General features: G+C 41.0%; 22 protein-coding genes and 1 pseudogene. 18 read left to right on the plus strand and 5 right to left on the minus strand.

The genetic code is table 11. The features are described from left to right. The first annotated feature begins 32 nt into the window (after positions 1-32). The 6 genes from cysT (at position 33) to FB6_RS04435 (ending at position 5,241) form a co-directional block, all read left to right on the plus strand. Positions 33-866, plus strand: coding sequence for a sulfate ABC transporter permease subunit CysT (cysT, locus tag FB6_RS04410; RefSeq protein WP_174558835.1), 834 nt, complete (start codon positions 33-35; stop codon positions 864-866). Next, positions 863-1,756 (plus strand): sulfate ABC transporter permease subunit CysW, encoded by an 894-nt coding sequence (cysW, locus tag FB6_RS04415; RefSeq protein WP_174558836.1) that lies wholly within the window; start codon positions 863-865, stop codon positions 1,754-1,756. The genes cysT and cysW overlap by 4 nt, the downstream gene beginning before the upstream one ends. An 11-nt stretch (positions 1,757-1,767) precedes the next feature. Next, positions 1,768-2,829, plus strand: coding sequence for a sulfate/molybdate ABC transporter ATP-binding protein (locus tag FB6_RS04420; protein WP_174558837.1), 1,062 nt, complete (start codon positions 1,768-1,770; stop codon positions 2,827-2,829). Positions 2,830-2,879: 50 nt separating this feature from the next. Beyond that, positions 2,880-3,803 (plus strand): CysB family HTH-type transcriptional regulator, encoded by a 924-nt coding sequence (locus FB6_RS04425; RefSeq protein ID WP_174558838.1) that lies wholly within the window; start codon positions 2,880-2,882, stop codon positions 3,801-3,803. 287 nt (positions 3,804-4,090) lie between these two features. Next, positions 4,091-4,948 carry an outer membrane protein transport protein gene (locus FB6_RS04430; protein ID WP_174558839.1) on the plus strand — a complete coding sequence of 286 codons (858 nt, stop codon included), beginning with the start codon at positions 4,091-4,093 and terminating at the stop codon, positions 4,946-4,948. Positions 4,949-4,986: 38 nt separating this feature from the next. Beyond that, positions 4,987-5,241 carry a hypothetical protein gene (locus FB6_RS04435; protein ID WP_174558840.1) on the plus strand — a complete coding sequence of 85 codons (255 nt, stop codon included), beginning with the start codon at positions 4,987-4,989 and terminating at the stop codon, positions 5,239-5,241. A 72-nt stretch (positions 5,242-5,313) separates the two neighbouring features. Here the strand turns inward: FB6_RS04435 and carO are convergent, their stop codons facing one another. Then, positions 5,314-6,045: an ornithine uptake porin CarO gene (gene carO, locus FB6_RS04440; protein ID WP_174558841.1), complete on the minus strand. Its 732-nt coding sequence runs from the start codon at positions 6,043-6,045 to the stop codon at positions 5,314-5,316. A 416-nt stretch (positions 6,046-6,461) separates the two neighbouring features. Between carO and dapD the strand changes: the two genes are divergently transcribed. The 5 genes from dapD to FB6_RS04465 all read left to right on the plus strand — a co-directional run bounded on the left by dapD (position 6,462) and on the right by FB6_RS04465 (position 9,876). Continuing rightward, positions 6,462-7,283: a 2,3,4,5-tetrahydropyridine-2,6-dicarboxylate N-succinyltransferase gene (gene dapD / locus FB6_RS04445; protein WP_174558842.1), complete on the plus strand. Its 822-nt coding sequence runs from the start codon at positions 6,462-6,464 to the stop codon at positions 7,281-7,283. Positions 7,284-7,410: 127 nt separating this feature from the next. Continuing rightward, on the plus strand, positions 7,411-8,121 hold the full coding sequence (gene queE, locus FB6_RS04450; RefSeq protein WP_174558843.1) for a 7-carboxy-7-deazaguanine synthase QueE: 711 nt from the start codon (positions 7,411-7,413) through the stop codon (positions 8,119-8,121). A gap of 37 nt (positions 8,122-8,158) precedes the next feature. Continuing rightward, positions 8,159-8,830, plus strand: coding sequence for a 7-cyano-7-deazaguanine synthase QueC (queC, locus tag FB6_RS04455; RefSeq protein WP_174558844.1), 672 nt, complete (start codon positions 8,159-8,161; stop codon positions 8,828-8,830). Positions 8,831-8,843: 13 nt separating this feature from the next. Next, on the plus strand, positions 8,844-9,260 hold the full coding sequence (locus tag FB6_RS04460) for a hypothetical protein (protein WP_174558845.1): 417 nt from the start codon (positions 8,844-8,846) through the stop codon (positions 9,258-9,260). Between the two features lie 160 nt (positions 9,261-9,420). After that, the gene (locus FB6_RS04465; RefSeq protein WP_174558846.1) at positions 9,421-9,876 is read left to right on the plus strand and encodes a peroxiredoxin; all 456 of its coding nucleotides are present in this window, start codon (positions 9,421-9,423) and stop codon (positions 9,874-9,876) included. A gap of 294 nt (positions 9,877-10,170) precedes the next feature. Here the strand turns inward: FB6_RS04465 and FB6_RS04470 are convergent, their stop codons facing one another. Beyond that, the gene (locus FB6_RS04470; protein ID WP_174558847.1) at positions 10,171-10,773 is read right to left on the minus strand and encodes a LysE/ArgO family amino acid transporter; all 603 of its coding nucleotides are present in this window, start codon (positions 10,771-10,773) and stop codon (positions 10,171-10,173) included. Between the two features lie 108 nt (positions 10,774-10,881). On the opposite strand from FB6_RS04470, the gene FB6_RS04475 reads away from it, so the two are divergent. Beyond that, positions 10,882-11,775, plus strand: coding sequence for a LysR family transcriptional regulator ArgP (locus FB6_RS04475; RefSeq protein WP_174558848.1), 894 nt, complete (start codon positions 10,882-10,884; stop codon positions 11,773-11,775). Between the two features lie 208 nt (positions 11,776-11,983). Here FB6_RS04475 and FB6_RS04480 read toward each other — a convergent pair whose 3' ends face one another. Further along, positions 11,984-14,185, minus strand: a complete 2,202-nt coding sequence (locus FB6_RS04480; protein WP_174558849.1) for an OsmC domain/YcaO domain-containing protein — start codon at positions 14,183-14,185, stop codon at positions 11,984-11,986. A gap of 100 nt (positions 14,186-14,285) precedes the next feature. Here FB6_RS04480 and FB6_RS04485 point away from each other — a divergent pair, with 100 nt between their 5' ends. Beyond that, complete coding sequence (locus FB6_RS04485; RefSeq protein WP_174558850.1) at positions 14,286-14,495, plus strand: hypothetical protein; 210 nt, start codon at positions 14,286-14,288, stop codon at positions 14,493-14,495. 449 nt (positions 14,496-14,944) lie between these two features. Here FB6_RS04485 and FB6_RS04490 read toward each other — a convergent pair whose 3' ends face one another. Then, complete coding sequence (locus FB6_RS04490; protein WP_174558851.1) at positions 14,945-15,514, minus strand: YceI family protein; 570 nt, start codon at positions 15,512-15,514, stop codon at positions 14,945-14,947. Between the two features lie 57 nt (positions 15,515-15,571). Then, positions 15,572-16,141 (minus strand): nicotinate-nicotinamide nucleotide adenylyltransferase, encoded by a 570-nt coding sequence (locus tag FB6_RS04495; RefSeq protein WP_174558852.1) that lies wholly within the window; start codon positions 16,139-16,141, stop codon positions 15,572-15,574. Between the two features lie 104 nt (positions 16,142-16,245). Here FB6_RS04495 and FB6_RS04500 point away from each other — a divergent pair, with 104 nt between their 5' ends. The 5 genes and pseudogenes from FB6_RS04500 to FB6_RS04520 all read left to right on the plus strand — a co-directional run bounded on the left by FB6_RS04500 (position 16,246) and on the right by FB6_RS04520 (position 20,083). Then, positions 16,246-17,046 carry an enoyl-CoA hydratase-related protein gene (locus FB6_RS04500; RefSeq protein WP_174558853.1) on the plus strand — a complete coding sequence of 267 codons (801 nt, stop codon included), beginning with the start codon at positions 16,246-16,248 and terminating at the stop codon, positions 17,044-17,046. Between the two features lie 101 nt (positions 17,047-17,147). Next, a complete protein-coding gene (locus FB6_RS04505) occupies positions 17,148-17,909 on the plus strand; it encodes a nitroreductase family protein (RefSeq protein WP_174558854.1) in 762 nt (253 codons plus the stop codon). 172 nt (positions 17,910-18,081) lie between these two features. Further along, a complete protein-coding gene (locus FB6_RS04510) occupies positions 18,082-19,173 on the plus strand; it encodes a hypothetical protein (RefSeq protein ID WP_174558855.1) in 1,092 nt (363 codons plus the stop codon). A 43-nt stretch (positions 19,174-19,216) separates the two neighbouring features. Further along, positions 19,217-19,309: pseudogene (locus tag FB6_RS04515) on the plus strand (nitroreductase family protein); the annotation flags it as partial. Positions 19,310-19,480: 171 nt separating this feature from the next. Continuing rightward, positions 19,481-20,083 carry a hypothetical protein gene (locus FB6_RS04520; protein WP_174558856.1) on the plus strand — a complete coding sequence of 201 codons (603 nt, stop codon included), beginning with the start codon at positions 19,481-19,483 and terminating at the stop codon, positions 20,081-20,083. Positions 20,084-20,205: the final 122 nt, after the last annotated feature.

Raw genomic sequence — 20,205 nt, forward strand, 5'->3', positions numbered from 1 at the left:
TTGGTCAGCATCGCTCTTTTTGAGGAGTCATCATGTCGCAGCGATCCCGAGTGCTGCCAGGATTTGGTCTTTCTCTAGGCTTTACCCTAGCGTATTTGTCATTAATTGTTCTTATTCCTCTTTCAGCGGTGTTTATTAAATCACTGGGGATTGGCTGGGACGGTTTATGGGAAATTTTAAGTTCAGAACGTATCTTAAAATCTTTGCAGTTGAGTTTTAGTGCAGCCCTGATTGCAGCGGTGATCAATGTCATCTTTGGCTTGTTACTGGCCTGGTGCTTGGTACGTTACAGTTTTCCAGGTAAACGCATTATTGATGCTTTGGTAGATTTACCATTTGCCCTGCCAACTGCAGTGGCCGGTATTGCCCTGACTTCTTTATATGCACCCACTGGCTGGATTGGTCAGTATTTGGAACCAATGGGCATTAAAGTAGCCTATACCCCGATCGGGATTACCCTTGCCTTGATCTTTATTGGTATTCCTTTTGTGGTGCGTACGGTACAGCCTGTACTGAGTGACCTGGAAACGGAACTGGAAGAAGCCGCATCTGCACTGGGTGCCAACCGCTTTCAGATTGTGACTAAAATTATTTTACCGATTTTATTCCCTGCTCTTTTGACCGGTTTTGCCTTAGCCTTTGCACGTGGTGTCGGTGAATACGGTTCGGTGATCTTTATTGCCGGTAACCAGCCTTTTGAAACTGAAATCGCGCCGCTGATGATTATTTCTCGTTTAGAAGAATATGACTATGCCGGTGCAACCACCATTGCCGTAGTCATGCTGGTGCTGTCATTTGCGATTTTATTCCTGATTAACTTGCTACAAGCATGGGCCAGCCGCCGTACAGGGAGAACTGCACGATGAGTTTAATCACCAACAGCAATGCTTTAGCTGAAAAATTACAGTCCCGTGATGCCACCCGCGAACCGATCTGGGTACGCTATTTACTCATCACCATCGCGCTGATTTTCTTTTTAAGCTGCCTGATTCTGCCCTTAATTCTGGTGTTTGTAGAAGCATTCAAACAAGGCGTCGGGGTTTACTTTCAGGCCTTGGTTCATCCGGATACTTTGTCTGCGGTGAAGCTGACTTTACTGACTGCCGTGATTGCCGTGCCATTAAATGTGATTTTTGGTGTAGCAGCCGCATGGTCAGTAGCAAAATTCAATTTCCGTGGGAAATCGATTTTAACCACCATTATTGACATGCCTTTCTCGGTTTCGCCAGTGATTGCCGGTTTAATGCTGGTACTGATTTTTGGTACCCAAGGTTGGCTGGGTGGCTGGTTAATGGATCATGACATCAAAATCCTATATGCCGTGCCTGCGATTGTACTGGCAACCGTGTTCATTACCGTACCGTTTGTGGCGCGTGAATTGATTCCCTTGATGGAAGCGCAAGGCACAGAGGAAGAAGAAGCGGCAATTGTACTGGGTGCTTCTGGTTGGCAAACCTTCTGGAAAGTGACCTTACCGAATATTAAATGGGGTCTGATTTACGGGGTAATTCTGTGTAATGCACGTGCCATGGGTGAATTTGGAGCGGTGTCGGTGGTATCCGGTCACATTCGCGGTGAAACCAATACCTTACCCTTACACGTGGAAATCCTTTACAACGAATATACCTTTAGTGCGGCGTTTGCAGTGTCATCACTGTTAGCCTTACTGGCGATTGTAACCCTGATCTTAAAAACATGGGTGGAACTACGTCAGGAAAAGCAGAACAAACGTAATCAAGATTCACAGGCTTCTTAAGGAATGACATCATGAGTATTCAAGTTAAAAATATTGAAAAACACTTTGGTGCATTCCATGCACTGAACAACATTTCCCTGGACTTTCCAGATGGCCAGCTGGTGGCTTTATTGGGTCCATCAGGCTGTGGTAAAACCACCCTGCTGCGTATTATTGCCGGTCTGGAATCTGCTGATGGCGGTCAAGTGATTCTTGAAGGTGAAGATGCCACCGATGTACACGTACGCGAACGTCAAGTCGGTTTCGTTTTCCAGCATTATGCGCTGTTCCGTCATATGACCGTATTTGACAATATCGCTTTCGGCTTACGGGTACGTCCACGCTCAACCCGGCCATCAGAAGCTGAAATTAAAAAACGTGTCACTCGCCTGCTCGACCTGGTTCAGCTGGGTTTCCTTGCAGACCGTTACCCGGCACAACTTTCAGGTGGTCAACGTCAACGTATTGCCTTGGCTCGTGCTTTAGCGGTTGAACCGCGCGTGTTATTGCTGGATGAACCATTTGGTGCCTTGGATGCCAAAGTGCGTAAAGAACTGCGCCGCTGGTTACGTACCCTGCATGATGAACTGCACATCACTTCTATTTTCGTGACTCATGATCAGGAAGAAGCGCTGGAAGTGGCTGATCAGATTATTGTCATGAACAAAGGCAATGTCGAGCAAATTGGTTCACCGCGTGAAGTGTATGAAAAACCGGCTACCCCGTTTGTATTCGACTTCTTGGGTCAGGCCAACCGTTTTGAAGGTCAAAATCAGCAAGGCATTATTCAGATTGGTGATGACCGTCTGCAACTGCCGCAGATGAAAGATGCGCCGCAAGGCAATGTGATTGCTTTCGCCCGTCCCAATGAACTGCGTATTCATGCCACTCCGCAAGAAAATGCCATTCAGGCAACTTTCTTACGTGAAATCTGGATCGCAGGTAAAGTTCTGGCTGAACTTCAAGATCGCCAAGGCAATCTCATTGAAATTTCGCTGAATTCTGAAGAAGCCAAACTACATCAATTCAAACCAAATCAAACAGTGTGGTTAAGCCCGACGGCATTACATCTGTTTGCTCATGACGTCGCTTAATAACACATAGATGGGGCAAAATAGCCCCATCCTCTTAGGGTATACAGCATATGAATTTCCAACAATTAAGAATTATTCGAGAAACAGTTAGACAGAACTTTAATTTGACCGAGGCTTCGGCTGCACTTTACACATCTCAATCAGGTGTGAGTAAACACATTAAAGATTTAGAAGATGAACTTGGGGTACAACTGTTTATCCGTAAAGGTAAACGCTTATTGGGCTTAACTGAGCCGGGCCAGTCTTTACTAGGCATCGTAGAACGCATGCTGGTCGATGCAGACAACATTAAACGTCTTGCCGATGACTTTAACCGTGTCGATGAAGGTACGCTGACCATTGCAACCACGCATACCCAAGCACGTTATGTCCTGCCGCCAATTGTCAACCAATTCAAAAAAGAATTTCCTAAAGTACATTTGATCTTGCAACAGGCCAGTCCGGTTGAAATTACCGAAATGTTGCTTCAGGGGGAAGCAGATATTGGTATTGCCACTGAATCTTTGACCACGGAAGAAAATCTGGCAAGCGTGCCTTACTATAATTGGCAGCACAGTATTATTACCCCGCAAAATCACCCGCTCACCACCAAGTCGGATATCAGTTTAGAAGACTTGGCCGAATATCCGATTATTACCTATCATGGTGGTTTTACGGGCCGTTCGAAAATTGACAAAGCCTTTGAAGATGCCGGAATTGATGTCGATATCGTGATGTCTGCTCTGGATGCTGACGTCATTAAAACCTATGTCGAACTGAATATGGGGGTCGGGATTGTCAACAATGTGGCTTATGATCCGGAACGTGATTATCGCCTTAAACAAATTCAAACCGATATCTTTGGGGTGAACACCACCTGGATTGCTGTGCGTAAAGGTCATTTACTGCGCGGTTACGGCTATGAGTTCATTTCACTCTGCTCACCTGAAGCGGACATTAAAGCGCTAAAACGAGTTGCTTATCCAGAAGACTAAACAAGCTGTATTGTTGATCATGAGGGATACTTAAAGTATCCCTTTTTTATTGATTTTTTATGGCAATTCAATTCAAAACAATATCTTCTTTTTTTAAAATGTTTAACTATCTGAAATTTCAAACAATGCTTGCTCATATTGTATCAAATCACCTAAAGTAGGCTTCTTAATAAAAAAATATCAATTTCAGGTATGTATTCCACATTATATACACTGAATCACAAGAGAAAATTGGATTGAAGCTATTCATAAAAGCTAAGTTATCAGGCCTAAGTATGTGTATGCTCATGCCTGTACAACTGTATGCCGCTGCACTGGAAACCTCCAATCAGTCTATTGCTTCCTTTTTAGAACCTAATGATTACGCTGAAGTTTCAACTGCTATCATCAATGCACATATTGCCGGTAAAACCTATCGACCTGATGCCAATAATCCATCAGAATTTTCTGAAGTATCCACACCAAATTTTGTAAAGCGTTTTGCGCTCTCGAATGTGGCATTGAAATTACAGGTTCAACCTGAGTGGTCTTTGGGTCTCATTTACGATCAACCCTATACAACCGATATCAGTTATGCATTCAAACCTGTTCTTTCCAGTTCTGCGCAGTTAGTCAATGCAGTTAACTTCAAAACTGATTCAGACAACCTCACTGCACTGTTAGGCTATCAACCGAATTTATCCTGGAATTATTATGGTGGTGTAAGCTATCAAAACCTAGACACTCAACTACAAATTTCAGGGCAATCCATGGGATTGTTAATGGATTATAGTGCCAATGCTGAAAATGATTCAGCGATGGGTTGGCTCGCAGGTATCAGCTATCAAATCCCTGCATATGCACTCAAAACATCACTCACTTATCGGTCTAAAATTCGACATCATCCACTTTTACAAGAGCAGATTTTTTCTACTCCAACCATACTAGCATTGAATTTAAGCGCGGCCCGGCACATTAATATTGAAACACCACAGTCCGTGAATTTCGATTTTCAGTCCGGTATTAATCCCAACAACCTGATCTATACATCTTTACGCTGGGTGAATTGGGAAAAATTTAAAATTATTTCCCCACTTCTGAGTACAACTGAACCAGTCAGCCTGGTGGACTATAAAAAAATCAGCTCTCCGGCACACTGGGTATAGCCCATATATTCAATGATCAATGGACATCAACCATAGATATGGGTTGGGATAGCGGTATTGGTAATGCTGCCTCTACCTTAAGCCCGGCAGATGGCAGTTATAGCATTGGACTGGGCAGTTTTTATCATCTGAACAAGAATATATTTATTGCAGGTGGCATTAAGTACTTCAGGCTCAATAAAGCCAAGGTCAATCAGGATCAACAAGGTTCAGGCAATTTATTTGGTGTACTCTCTTCGGTGGGAAATAACGATGTTCTGGCTTATGGGATAAAATTAGGTTATCGCTTTTAATTCAAGCAACTTAATGTTCAAGCCATAAAAAACGAGCCGAAGCTCGTTTCTTATTTTTTATGCAGCTTAAACTTACCAGTGATAGCTTACGCCCACTTTACCCACTGGCAACCATGCATATTTGTCATCATTGGCAATTTTTTGCTCTTCAGCACGTAGATCTGCATCAGCATTACCACCTGCCGCATTCACAAAAGTACCATCTTTATCTAGGTTAACAGTAGGATTACCGGTATAGTAAGCACCAACTTCACCGAATACGCCCCAGTTTTTATTGATTTTTGGTGCAAAACCTAAACCAACATAGGGTGCGATGTCATTTTTATATTCCATCTTACCGTTAACAGAACCATTATAAGAATAGTTCGTACCGTTGATTTTAATCGTACCATCAGTTGAACGCTTGGTTAGGTCATAATCATTGTCAATATAACCTACACCCGCTGCCATATATACGCCTTGTGCCCAGCGATTGGTACTTGCGCCCCATGGACGAAGTTCAGCGTTTAAATAAGTGTTGTTATTTTCCATATCCAGGTCATATTTAGTACCGTTGACTGATACATCATCATTCCAAGAGATATCACCGCCATTATAACCTAGCGCCAAGCCTACATAAGGGTTTGCAGTCCACAGTAATGCACCACCATAACCTGTTGTACCGACTTCAGCACGAACACCTGTTGGAATAAGTTGGTTACGGTCAAATGCATAGCCATCCTGTACAACTGCATCATCAGCCATTGCTGTTCCGCCAAGTGCAGTTAAAACAGTTGCTGCCAAAATTGTGCGTAAAGATTTCATCATGGAACTCCTCAAAAAAAGATTTTTTTCATCATTAGTCATTAATGCTTTTTCATATTTAAAACTATAGAAGATTAACCGCTCAGGTTTTATTCAAAATTTGCTTACTTTTGTTAAATTTTGATACAAATACTCTTTAGCATTGATTAATAATAAATATTTTTTGATGAAGTCGCTTTATTATTTAGAAAATCTAGATTCTCAGCTTAAGCAAATATTGCCTTATTCACTGTATTGTTTACGTTGTGTTAACACAGGACTGCTTTACAAAGTACTCAAAAAAATCTTTAGATTCTATTTAACTTCCCCTTTCCCATATCTTTAATAATTAATTCCGATCTAAAGCTACTTTTTCATCTATTCTTGTCTCAATTTAGTGTAAAATCTTGGAAAATTTTTTTTGGAAATGGAAGATCATGTCTCAGCTTTCAACAATCATTGAACAGGCTTTTGAAGATCGTGCTAACTTCACTGCGGCAGACTGCCCGGCTGAAGTTCGTAGCGCTGTAGAAGAAGCTATTGCTGGCCTAGATAACGGTACACTTCGTGTAGCTGAAAAAATCGATGGTGAATGGGTCGTTCACCAATGGCTTAAAAAAGCTGTTTTGTTGTCTTTTAAATTAAATGACAACAAACCAATTGAGTCTTGTGACCTTCGTTTCTATGACAAAGTAGATACTAAATTTAAAGGCTGGACTGAAGCACAATTCAAAGCTTCTGGCGTGCGTGTAGTACCACCTGCTGTGGCACGTAAAGGTTCTTTCCAGGCAAAAAATGTCGTGTTGATGCCTTCTTATGTCAACATTGGTGCATACGTAGATGAAGGTACTATGGTTGATACATGGGCAACTGTCGGTTCATGTGCGCAAATTGGTAAAAATGTACACTTGTCTGGCGGTGTAGGTATTGGTGGTGTACTTGAGCCACTCCAAGCCAACCCGACTATTATTGAAGATAACTGCTTTATTGGTGCACGTTCTGAAATCGTTGAAGGTGTAATCGTAGAAGAAGGTTCTGTGATTTCAATGGGTGTATTCATTGGTCAATCAACCAAGATCTTTGACCGTGAAACTGGCGAAATCCACTACGGCCGTGTACCTGCAGGTTCTGTAGTTGTATCTGGTAGCCTTCCTTCTAAAGACGGTACTTGCAACCTGTATGCTGCAATCATCGTGAAAAAAGTTGACGCGAAAACGCGTGCGAAAACCAGCTTGAACGATTTGTTACGCGAAGACTAAGTCTTAATTTATACGGAACATTTATGTTCCTCGGAGCTTCAGTCGCTCCTCGTCTCTACGGTCAGTAATGATCGTAGGGATTTTTGTTTTTATGCTCTGTCATTTTTTGGTGTGGTAATTTTTTGTTATGAATACGCTTCGATCTTCCGCTATCCCTGTTTCTGATCCGTCTGCGGGTTTACGCATCACGGAGATTTTCTATTCATTGCAAGGTGAAGCCAATGCTGCAGGTTTGCCCACTGTCTTTATCCGTTTAACCGGTTGCCCACTGCGTTGTACTTATTGTGACACGACCTATTCCTTTGAAGGTGGTGAACGCAAATCATTAGAAGATATTATTCAAACAACTCTCGATTTTAAAACCCCTTATATTTGTGTAACGGGTGGCGAGCCGCTTGCTCAGCCCAATGCCCTGCCTTTAATGACTCGTTTAGCCGACCTTGGCTGTGAAGTCTCACTTGAGACCAGTGGCGCTTTAGATGTATCTAAGGTTGATCCACGGGTTTCCAAAGTTTTAGATTTAAAAACCCCAACTTCTGGAGAAGTTGCACGAAATTTGCTTAGCAATCTCGATCATTTGACTGCACACGATCAAATCAAATTTGTGATTTGTAACCGTGAAGACTATGAATGGTCAAAACAGCAGGTTGAACAATACAAACTTGCGGACAAAGTCAGCACCGTTTGGTTCTCACCTGCATTTGCGGTTGAAAAAGGTGCAGTCCGCTTACCTCAACTTGCCCGTGATTTAGCTCAATGGATTTTAGACGACCATCTCCCTGTGCGTTTTCAGCTGCAATTACATAAATTGCTCTGGAATGATGAAACTGGTCGTTAATCTATTTTATTTTTGAATATATATTGGAGATTTTCATATGCGCCCTCGTGCCATAGTTTTATTATCTGGCGGCTTAGACTCAACTACCTGTTTAGCCTGGGCGCAAGCACGTTATGAATGTATTGCTTTAAGTTTCATGTATGGTCAACGTTCTACCACTGAACTGGATGCCGCTAGAGCATTAACCAAGCAGGCTGGTGTAGAACATCGTGTGATTAATATTGATTTGGGCAATCTGGGCGGCTCTGCCCTGACCGATCACACGATTGATGTGCCTGAGCAGGAACAAGTGGGTATTCCTGTAACTTATGTTCCAGCACGTAACACAATATTTCTATCTTACGCACTTGCCGCGGCCGAAGTTTTTGGTGCAGAAGCCATTGTGATTGGCATCAATGCCGTTGATTATTCAGGCTATCCAGACTGTCGCCCTGAATTTATTGAAGCTTTTGCCAACATGGCTCGCCTGGCAACCAAAGTGGGTGTGGAAGGGAAACCTCTTAAATTTGAAACACCTCTGTTACATTTATCCAAAGCAAATATCATTCGCTTAGGTATAGAACATGGCGTAGACTATAGTCAAACGGTGTCTTGCTACCAAGCAGACGACCAAGGACGTGCTTGTGGCAAATGTGATAGTTGCCGCTTACGTAAACAAGGTTTTACTGACGCGGGTATTGCAGATCCAACACGTTATATACCGTCATAACAGGGTACAGTACATGAAAAATTTGAAGTCAAACATTATTCTTTCTACATTAGTTTCTGCGGTAGCGTTGATGGCAACTGCTTCACATGCTGCTGAATCAAACAAGCTTCAAGAAGCGTATAAAAGCACTAATGTAAAATCTGCTTTAATTAATGTTTGTAAAGAAGAAACTGGTAAAGGTAAAAAACTTACTTCTGCTGAAGTAAGCAAATACTGTACTTGTGCAGTTGAAGCTGATGGCCGTTTAACCAATGCTCAAAAATGGGAAATCCAAAGCACCATTAACCAAAAGAAAAGCCCAGCAACTCTAGCTTTTGTTCAAAAGCAAAATAAAGATTTGCAAGCTTGTTTTGGCCCACAATTGACAGGCAAACTTAAAAGCTTGACTGAAGAAGCAATGAAATCTGCTCAAGCTCAACAAAAGAAATAATCGCTTTATGTTGAAGAAAAGCCTGCACGTGTTGCAGGCTTTTTTATTTTCTGCAAGATGTATCCTGCAATAACTTCAGCATATTGCCGGTTAAATTCGCTATCATGTCAGTATAAATTCAAATTTAATATGACATCTGCAATTGAATAAGGATGAACCCATGTCTGCTATTACCCTGCCCAATCAAACCTTTCCAACAACAACCGGGGAAATTAATTTAACTGAGCTCAGCACAGACTGGCTGATTGTATATTTTTATCCCAAAGATTCAACGCCGGGCTGTACCACGCAAGCGGTGGGTTTCTCCTGCTTGAAAGATCAGTTTGATGCTTTAAATACCACTATTCTTGGGATTTCACGTGATTCGGTCAAAGCGCATCAGAACTTTACTGAAAAACAGAATCTGACCATTAACCTGATCAGTGACAAAGAAGAAGTGTTGTGTAAGATTTTTGATGTTATTAAAGAAAAGAATATGTATGGCAAACAAGTCATGGGCATTGAACGCTCAACCTTCATTTTCCATAAGGGTGAATTGGTGAAGGAATATCGTAAAGTGAAAGCAGCAGGTCATGCAGAACAAGTACTGGAAGATTTAAAAGCTCTTCAGGCTTAAGCGCCTAAAAAGCCTGAGTTAGATCAACTGCTGTCCTATAATTTTGCTAAGGACTTTCAGCTTTAGAAGAAGCTTTTACTGCCGCAATTTTTTCAATAAAGTCGAAAGGCCTTTGTGTAGGCAAAGTCTTACTTTTGAAAGGCCAAAATGAGAACTCAAAATATATTTTGAGTTCTCAAGAAAACCTTTGTTACCCACACACAACTTCCTTGTTGTGGTGGGTAACGTGTGGCATCCATGCCACACTCGTGTATCCAAAACTTACTTAAATCAATCTATCGGTCATTAATAGAATCATGTCAGGAGTAATGCCAGCGCAATACCCCACATTATCAGTCCAATGATTGCATCCAGAATTTGCCATGCACGGGAACTTTTAAATACCGGAAGCAAATATCTAGCCGCATAACCCAAACTAAAGAAAAACACTACAGATGCCAGCATCGCCCCCAAGGCAAAATAAATTTTAAACTCTGAAAAATGCACTGAAATCGAGCCTAGCAAGATGACCGTGTCCAGATACACATGTGGATTTAACCAGGTGAGTGCAAGACAAATCATCAAGGTTTTTTCAAGCGATGGGCCATCCTGATCATCCACAAGCAGACTCTGACCGGCTTGCCATGCCTGTTTGAAATGCATGGCACCATAAATCAATAAGAACAAGGCACCTGCATATTTGGCAATCTGCACAATCAGGGGAAATTGCTGAATGGTATTGCCAAAGCCCATTACCCCCAAAGCAATTAAAATCGCATCCGACCCTGCACACAGCACACATATCCAAAAGACATATTGGCGTTTGAGTCCCTGCTTGAGTACAAAAGCATTTTGTGCCCCTATCGCGACAATTAAACTTAGGCCTATGGCAAAACCTTGCAAATATACATTAAACATCAGGTACTTCTTTCAACAATTATTCTGCAAGCGATTATCTATGTTTAAAGATAAAATTGAGTAATACTAAGAAAATATCAAGTTAACTAAAATTTATTAAGGCTGAACATGCTCCTCAATTCAAAACAATGTGATGCTTTTTTTGCAGTGGCTGAGACGGGAAGTTTTGATGCAGCAGCCCAAGTTTTAAATATCACCGCCTCTGCCGTCACTTTACGTGTGCAAAGTTTGGAGAAATCCCTAGGCCAGCTTTTGATTGTACGTGAACGACCTTGTCGCATCACCCAAGCCGGCCAAGCCCTGCTCACCTATTTGGAACATCGCAAACGTCTTGAACAGCAATTAATTCAGGACTTCAATACGCAGGCCAAGTCAGATGGTTTTTATGCCCTACGCATTGCCACCAATGCAGACTCACTGGCAACCTGGTTACTCCCGACACTGGCCTCTACACTGATTGATCATCAAATCACTTTACAATTGCAAGTTGCAGATCAATCACAAACCCATCAGTTATTAGAAGCGGGCAAAGTGAGTGCCTGTATCAGCACACAAAGCAATGCCATGAATGGCTGTGTTGCCCATAAAATTGGACAAATGAACTATAGAATGGTCGCCACCCCCGATTTTAACCAGCGTTGGTTTAGTAGTGGCTTTAACCGGGAAAATATCCGCAAAGCACCGGCAGTCATGTATAACGAGCAAGATCACTTACATAGTGATGTGATCTTGCAACATTTTGGCTTAAGCCGTCAGTGCTATCCCTTTCACTTGATTCCCTCTTCAAATACTTTTGCAGAAGCCATCTTGCAAGGTTTAGGCTTTGGATTGGTGCCAGACTATCAAATTGGCGATTGTTTAAAGCATGGTGAATTGGTCGAACTGCTTCCAGCACATCCCAGTGAAGTGACCTTATATTGGCATCACTGGAAACAACAGCCAGAAGCTTTACAGCAGTTAACCAAGGTTCTGATCAAACAGGCAGCTGAAGTGATGAATTAATCAACCCAGTCCTACATGGCGCGATCATCCCCAATTTGGTAATCATACTATCTTTTGATTAATTGACTGACAAAAAAATAAGCCTCACCGTGTGGTGAGGCTTATTGGTGATGGATGCAATTTCAGGATCAGAAGCATGCTAGTTGATGAATATCACTAACCTATTCAATCATTGTCTAAAATTGCTTCTATCATGATGCACATCTTATTATGACACTGCAGTCATATTACCGCGTGCTGTATGCAATTTCTTATAGCTATCAATCAGGCGTAGATGTCGATCCAGCCCTTCAAGCTGCATATTGGTTTCGGTTAAACCATAGAAGCGAACGCTGCCCTCGACAGAACCCATCACTGCATCCATACGTTCGTCTCCAAACATACGGCGGAAGTTGGTTTCATAATCTTCGATGTCCATGTCGTCATCAAGCATTACTTCCAGCACCACATCCATACATTGATAGAACAGACCGCGTTCAACCGTATTGGTGTTGTATTGCAAGAATTGTTCAACCAGTTCTTTGGCCTCTTCAAAGTTTTGCAAAGCCAGATAAATCAATAATTTCAATTCGAGAATGGTGAGTTGGCCCCAAACCGTATTGTCATCAAATTCAATCCCGATTAAGGTGACGATGTCAGTGTAATCATCCACTTCGACATCTTCAAGACGTTCAACCAGCGCTTCAAGTTGATCATCATCTAAACGATGCAGGTTCAGGATATCTTCACGGAATGACAAGGCTTTGTTGGTATTATCCCAAATCAGGTCTTCAACCAGATAAATTTCAGAATAATCAGGCACCAAAATACGGCAAGCCGTTGCACCTAAATGCTGATAGACCGCCATGTACACTTCTTTGCCCATCTCTTCTAAAATGCCAAACATGGTCGCAGCTTCATCTGCATTGGCATTTTCGCCCTGGCTAGTGAAGTCCCACTCCACAAATTCATAATCAGACTTGGAACTAAAGAAACGCCATGACACCACACCGCTGGAGTCAATAAAGTGCTCCACAAAGTTGTTCGGTTCAGTCACCGCATTGCTACTAAAGGTCGGACGTGGCAAATCGTTCAGACCTTCAAAACTGCGGCCTTGTAATAATTCAGTCAGACTACGTTCTAGAGCCACTTCCAGTTTTGGATGCGCACCAAATGAAGCAAACACACCACCTGTACGCGGGTTCATTAAGGTCACACACATTACCGGGAACTGACCACCTAAAGACGCATCTTTGACCAATACCGGGAAGCCCTGCTCTTCAAGACCTTTAATGCCTTCCACGATCCCCGGGTATTTGGCCAAGACTTCTTGCGGTACATCTGGCAGGGTAATTTCACCTTCTAAAATTTCACGTTTCACGGCACGTTCAAAAATTTCAGATAAACATTGTACCTGTGCTTCGGCCAAGGTATTGCCCGCGCTCATGCCATTACTAAGGTACAGGTTTTCAATTAAATTTGACGGGAAATAAACGGTTTCTCCATCAGACTGACGTACAAATGGTAATGAACAGATCCCACGTTCGGTATTGCCCGAGTTGGTGTCATACAGATGAGTCCCTAACAGCTCATTTTCAGGATCATAAATTTCACGGGTATAGTCATCCAGAATTTCTTTAGGCAACTCACCATTTGGGCCTGGCTGGAACCATTTTTCATCAGGAAAATGCACAAATTCGGCATTGGCAATGTCTTCACCCCAGAACTGGTCGTTATAGAAGAAGTTACAGTTCAGGCGCTCAATAAATTCACCCAAGGCAGAAGCCAAGGCACTTTCTTTGGTTGAGCCTTTACCGTTGGTAAAACACATAGGCGATTGCGCATCACGGATATGTAAAGACCAGACATTCGGCACAATGTTACGCCATGACGCAATCTCAATCTTCATGCCCAGACCAGCCAAAATGCCGGACATATTGGCAATGGTTTCTTCTAAAGGTAGGTCTTTACCCGGAATAAAAGTACTTGTTTCTGAAGCCAGATTCGGCATCAGCAGCGCTTGCGCGTCGGCATCAATGCTTTCCACATCTTCAATCACAAATTCCGGACCGGTTTGCACGACTTTTTTCACCGTACAGCGATCAATCGAACGTAAAATGCCTTGGCGGTCTTTTTCAGAAATATCAGCTGGCAATTCCACCTGAATCTTGAAAATCTGTTTGTAGCGGTTTTCCGGATCGACAATATTGTTTTGCGACAGGCGAATGTTATCGGTTGGAATATTGCGCGCCAGACAATATACCTTGACAAAATAAGCGGCACACATCGCAGAGGATGCCAGGAAATAATCGAACGGCCCTGGCGCTGAACCGTCGCCTTTATAGCGAATCGGCTGATCGGCAATCACCGTGAAGTCATCAAACTTGGCTTCAAGCCGAAGATTGTCGAGATAATTGACCTTGATTTCCATGTTGGCACCTAACTGTGCGGCTGCGTCGCGACTGACACATCCGCTTTAAATATTGATACATCACCAGAGTTCGGGATAAAAATGGAAGATCACCCGAATCATGGATAAAAAATTGATTTCAAAAAGTGAAGAGAGTCCTGAATTCGGCAAAGCAACCGAAAGATTGACTCTCACAATGGGATCCAATTTTACAGAATTATTGGCTGAATTGATGAATTTTACCGATCTTTCTCGTGTATTTTTAAAAAATGCTTCATACAAGAATAACTTAGATCAAGATTTCGACTCAGTTCAGAGCTATATCTACTAACGAGCTAAAGTCTGGCCAAATCTAAAACGGGTTTAGAGAATGTCGGAAGCTGCCATCTATACCGTGCTCAAACAGAACAAGATTGCAGTGAGTAAAAGCATTTTGTTGCATATACTTTAGATCTCTTTTATAAGCTAAAAATATTCAATATTGGATTTTTTAACTCAGCACGGCCTCATTTGATTGTTGGAATTTTATGTTTTCGTGTAGGCAATATCTCGACTTTTGAAAGGTCAAAAGTCGGCAAAAACCTTTTGTTTCCCATACACAACATCCTGAGCCAGTTTTAAGCACTGCTTTAAAATGCAGCGCAAGGGATGGGAAACGTGTGGCATCCATGCCACACTCATGAATCCAATACCGGCTAAAATCTTTTTTTTATTTTAGTTTTACGAACAGCATATAGTCATTGAAAAAATAATTGATGCAATAAGTCTCTTTAGTACACGTTATTTCAGCTGCCATTGCCCAGAAACTTCAATATTCACTTTTTCCCCAATACCCGCAAATGCTTTTTTCATACCGAAATCGCTGCGGTTGACTACAGTTTTAGATTCTACGTCCAGTAACTGTGGATCAGTTGAATTGGGTTTTAAAATGGTGTCGAGGACGACCGGCTGAGTCACACCACGCAAGGTTAAATCGCCTTTAATCGCGTAGTGACCTTTCCCTAAAGGTACAAATTCCTGGCTACGAAAAGTCGCCGTTGGATATTTTTCCAGATAGAAAAAATCTTCACCCAAAATTAAATTTTGCAGTGACGGTTTGCTTAAGTTCAGATGATTAATATCCAGAACAAACTGGGCTGAAGCCTGTTGCGGTGCTGCGGTGTCAAAATGCATACTGGACTGAATCTGCTCAAATCTGCCTTTGACAATCAAAAACCCCATTGAGTGGATATCAAAACTCACCTGCGTTTGCGGAGTCAGCGTCCATTCTGCAGCATAAAGCTGTGTCATGAAACTCACGCTGCTTAACCCGACCATGCAAAGACTTTTCCATACTGTGGGGATATTCATCTGATCCGCTCCTCAGCCGTTACAAATTTTTGCCTCGGCCTAATAGCTTACTGAAGATTATTCAAGATTGGTTTTATCTTCAGTCAGGTATTTGTCCTGCAATTGTTGATACGTGGAGGTTTTTTGAAATTTGTGTAAAAACTCGCTAGTGCCGAGTGGAAAAGCAGATTCAATAATTTCACCACGATAATAAGCTTCACGCAGCGGTGTGGCGGAAATGGCTCCAACCAGACTATCCAGCTCCACCATCTCCCATTCAGGAAATAATTTCAGATAATAGGATGACTCATCCTTAAAATGACCAATCAAACCGACTTTGGCATCAGCTTCAACCACACCGACAACCAGCGAATGTACCAGCTGTTGCCATTTTTGATCATCATAGACATCAACCACATGGACAAACTTGATCCGCTTCTGATCCGTTTCTGAAAAATTAGATAAGATCATCTGCTCCCGTTCAGCGGCACTAAAGGGATTTTTAATATTGCGTTCATTTTGCGCCGAACCTAAGGCCAAAATCACATATTGGCTTTGCTCTAATGCAATTTTAATGGTTTGCATATGTGCCAAGTGAAAAGGCTGAAAGCGACCAATGAAAACCAGATAATCAAATGTATAGTTCATAGCAGATCAAATTTTTTATGACTCGCGAGTTGTGCCGACTAAATAAATATGCGACATAATAAACGCCATAAAATTAAATTAAGTTTTAAAGCAAGGATAGTACGATGACACTGAGCTGTATTCAACAACCACATCAACATTTGAATGCGAATTTAGAACACGGGGTACTGACCTTAGCGATTAATCGCCCTGAAGCGAAAAATGCCTTATACACTGAATTGTATTTAAAAATTGCCCAAGCGCTGGATGAGGCGGATCAGGACAAAGCTGTACGTGTGGTGATTCTACGCGGTGCGGAGGCAGACTTTACCGCTGGTAATGATATGCAGGATTTCATGAAATCTGCCGCACAAAAAGGTCAGGCGCCGGCTTCTGAAGGTGCGCCTTTTATTTTGCTTAAATCAGCTGCCAAATTTTCCAAGCCTTTAATTGCCGCGGTTCGTGGCGTTGCAATTGGTATTGGGGTGACTGTACTTTTACATTGTGACTTGGTGTATAGCGATAATACTGCCATATTCCAGATTCCATTTGTAAGCCTTGGCCTGTCCCCTGAAGGTGCTTCAAGTAAATTACTGGTTGAACAGGCGGGTTATCACAAAGCGGCAGAGTTGCTTTTGACAGCGCAAAAATTTAACAGTGAAGCGGCTGTTTCTGCAAATCTGGTCAATAGCATTGAGGAAGATGTGTATGCGACTGCTGCCAAGAAAGCCGCTCAGTTGTCTGCCTTGCCATTGGCTTCATTGGTTCAATCCAAAGCCTTAATGAAACACAATGTCGCTGAGATTGTGCAATGGATTGACCACGAAGCTGAAATTTTCATGAATCGTGTCGGTTCTCCGGAAATGATGGAGGCTGTTGCTGCCTTTATGCAAAAGCGCAAACCTGATTTTGCTCAATTTAATTAATTAAAAAATGCTTAAAAAACCACTCTGTATTAATTTATTGAGTGGTTTTTTTATTTTCAGCCCCCACCTGATTTAACAACAATATGGAATAAACTACGCTCATGTCCAATACCAATGCTCCAGAAAAGAAACGCTATTTTGAACCTGCACCACAAGATATTGATGTTGAAAATTTCAAGAAAGTTGTGCAAAGCCGTCGTTCTGTCCGTAAATTTACCGACAAAGCTATTCCTACGGAAGTGCTGGACGATTGCTTAGACCTCGCCTTGCTTGCGCCAAACTCATCCAATCTACAACCTTGGACTTTTTTCGTGGTGCAAAACCCGACCAAAAAGAAACAGTTGGTCAAAGCCTGTTTGAATCAATTGGCAGCAAAAACCGCATCTGAACTGATTGTTTGTGTGGCACGTACTGACCGTATTGATGAGATGGCCAAACTTAATATTTCCGAGTTTCCATTTCCTGAAGCACCGGCTGCTGTGCAGAAGTATTACAAGTTCATTCCATACAACTATAAGACAAGTTACTTTAATACACTAGGTAACTTTAAGAAAGTTGCTTTCAAAGTGGCACGTACTCTGGACAAGCAATTGCCAGTGACTGCTTTTAATCCTGCAGATGCGAAACTTTGGGCCAGCAAAACTACGGCTTTGGCTTGTGAAAATCTGGTTTTAGCCTTACGTGCCTACGGTTTTGACAGCTGTATGATGGAAGGTTTTGATGAACCTCTCGTACGTAAAATTTTGAACCTGAATGATCAGCAGTATCCGGTGATGGTGATTGGTGCAGGTGAACGCGCTAAGGATGGAGTGTTCTTCCCGCAGTATCGATTTGATCGTGAACTGTTTGTTCAGAAGGTTTAGATATTTCTTATTCTTTTTGTTAAGGCAATGAAATCAAACTTTCATTTCTCAGATAAGCAGCATAAATGTCGCTAGTTAGAGTGTGGTACATGGAAGTACCATCTGTATAATAATGTAGGTTTTTTGCTTATCTAATACAGCCCCTAAAAATAATTTTAATAGTGTAATCATAATGAAAAAACTAATCACTATCTTAAGTCTATTTATGTTATCAAGTTGCTCTAGCAAAGCAAATATAAATGAACTGGAGTGGAATTTTCCAAATTGTGGAACAAGCTTACTCAATAACCAAAGTATAATCAAAGTTTGTGCTACTCGTGACTATATCGCTAACGCACCACAAAAAAGAAAAAAGGACTGGCTAGCATTTTTAGCTGCTGAAGGAAGTAGTGGTTATAAAGGATCAAGAGAATCTGTTGGTGGGATCTTAGAATTTCAGAATCAAGAATTAAATTTTAAAGGTCATGTTTGGGATTTTTCTAAACAAGGCTTTCCTATCGTAGTATTTAGAGGTCATGATACGATTGTTCAGAATGGTATTTTGTTAAATACCTACGTATCTCTAGGAGGTAATTATATTCCTCCAAATTTTACTACAGGTGAACAAAAAAATAATTTAAGTATAAAAGAAAATGGTTTTTTATATGCAAAAGAATATAGTTCAGGGGCATATCAAGGATCTATTGAAAATTTTTATTTTAAAAATATGAAAAATCACTCTGATACTTTAGATTTAAGTTCATGGGGTGGAGGAATATTGTCATCTCAATTTATTATAGAGAACTATATATATATTGCAGGTTCTAAAGCTACAATTATAGCTAACCAGATTATTAGTAAAGCTAAAAGCTTTAATGATAAACCTCTCTTTACTTTACAAAAACAAAATTTCTCAACATTAATAGATTTCTCAAAGCAAATATTCCCAGACCAAGCTGATGACAAAACAGCCATCCCTAGCACTCTTTACGTCAAATTTTCACCAGATACCATTATAGACAGTAATACATTTACACTTACCCAAAGAAACGATCAGGCCTACGCCATTGTATTAGACCACTCCCCCCGCGTGCGCATTACAAATAATACATTTAATGGGTTTAAGGTTCCCATTCTTATGGATCAGTGGAGTTCTATTGTGGATGAAAAAGGCAATGAAATAAAACATGAAAATTTTACAGGATATGGCAATTTGATAAATCCAGATAAATTTGCAGGCAATGTCACGATGAATCGGAAAGGTGAAATTGTAATAAATAATTAGAACTGATTAATAAAAATCTAATTCCAGCCTATACCGAAATCATGTAATGATAATTGGTGCAGGTGAACGTGCAACCGATGGTGTATTTTTCCCGAAATATTGTTTTGATTGTGAATTGTTTGTTCAAAAGGTTTAGATATCTATCATTCTTTTGTTGAGGAAATGAAATCAAACTTTCATTTCTCAGATAAGCAGCATAAATGTCGCTAATTAGAGTGTGGTACATGGAAGTACCATCTGTATAATAATGTAGGTTTGTTGCTTATCTAATACAGACCCTAAAAATAATTTTAATAGTGTAATCATAATGAAAAAACCAATCACTATCTTAAGTCTATTTATGTTATCAAGCTGTTCTTTTGCTGAACAAAATAGACCTGAATTAGAATATAATTTTTCCTCATGCGGTCAAAGCATACTTTATGGAAAAACATTAATTAAAATCTGTGCAACACGAGATTTTATTGCAGCAGAACCAAGAAAAAGAAAAAAGGACTGGCTAGCATTTTTAGCTGCTGAAGGAAGTAGCGGTTATAAAGGATCAAGAGAATCTGTTGGTGGGATCTTAGAATTTCAGAATCAAGAATTAAATTTACAAGGATACGTTTGGGATTTTTCCAAGCAAGGAAGTCCAAGCCTTATATTAAGAGGTCATGATAGTATTATTAAAAATGGAACTATTATTAATGCCAAAATTTATTTAGGAGGTGGATATCGTTCTCCAAACTTTACTACTATTAAGCAAGAAACTTCTACAATTGATGAAATGAAGTTTCCTTATGCAAAAAAAGATAGTTTTGACAAACAATCAATAGAAAATTTCTCTATGGAAAATATAAATTTTAACGGAGATTTATTATATATATCCTCTTGGAATAGTGGCTTTTTAAACTCAAATTTAATATCTTAGATTAGCATTTGAAGTGCAACACCATGTTCTTGGAATAATACCTGACTCGGGCTTCTAAATCCGAGTCTTTTTCTTGGGCGATGATTCAAACGTTGAGTGATTTCTGAAATATAAGCATCCGA

Source organism: Acinetobacter bouvetii (assembly GCF_902753875.1).
Classification (GTDB): Bacteria; Pseudomonadota; Gammaproteobacteria; order Pseudomonadales; family Moraxellaceae; genus Acinetobacter; species Acinetobacter bouvetii_A.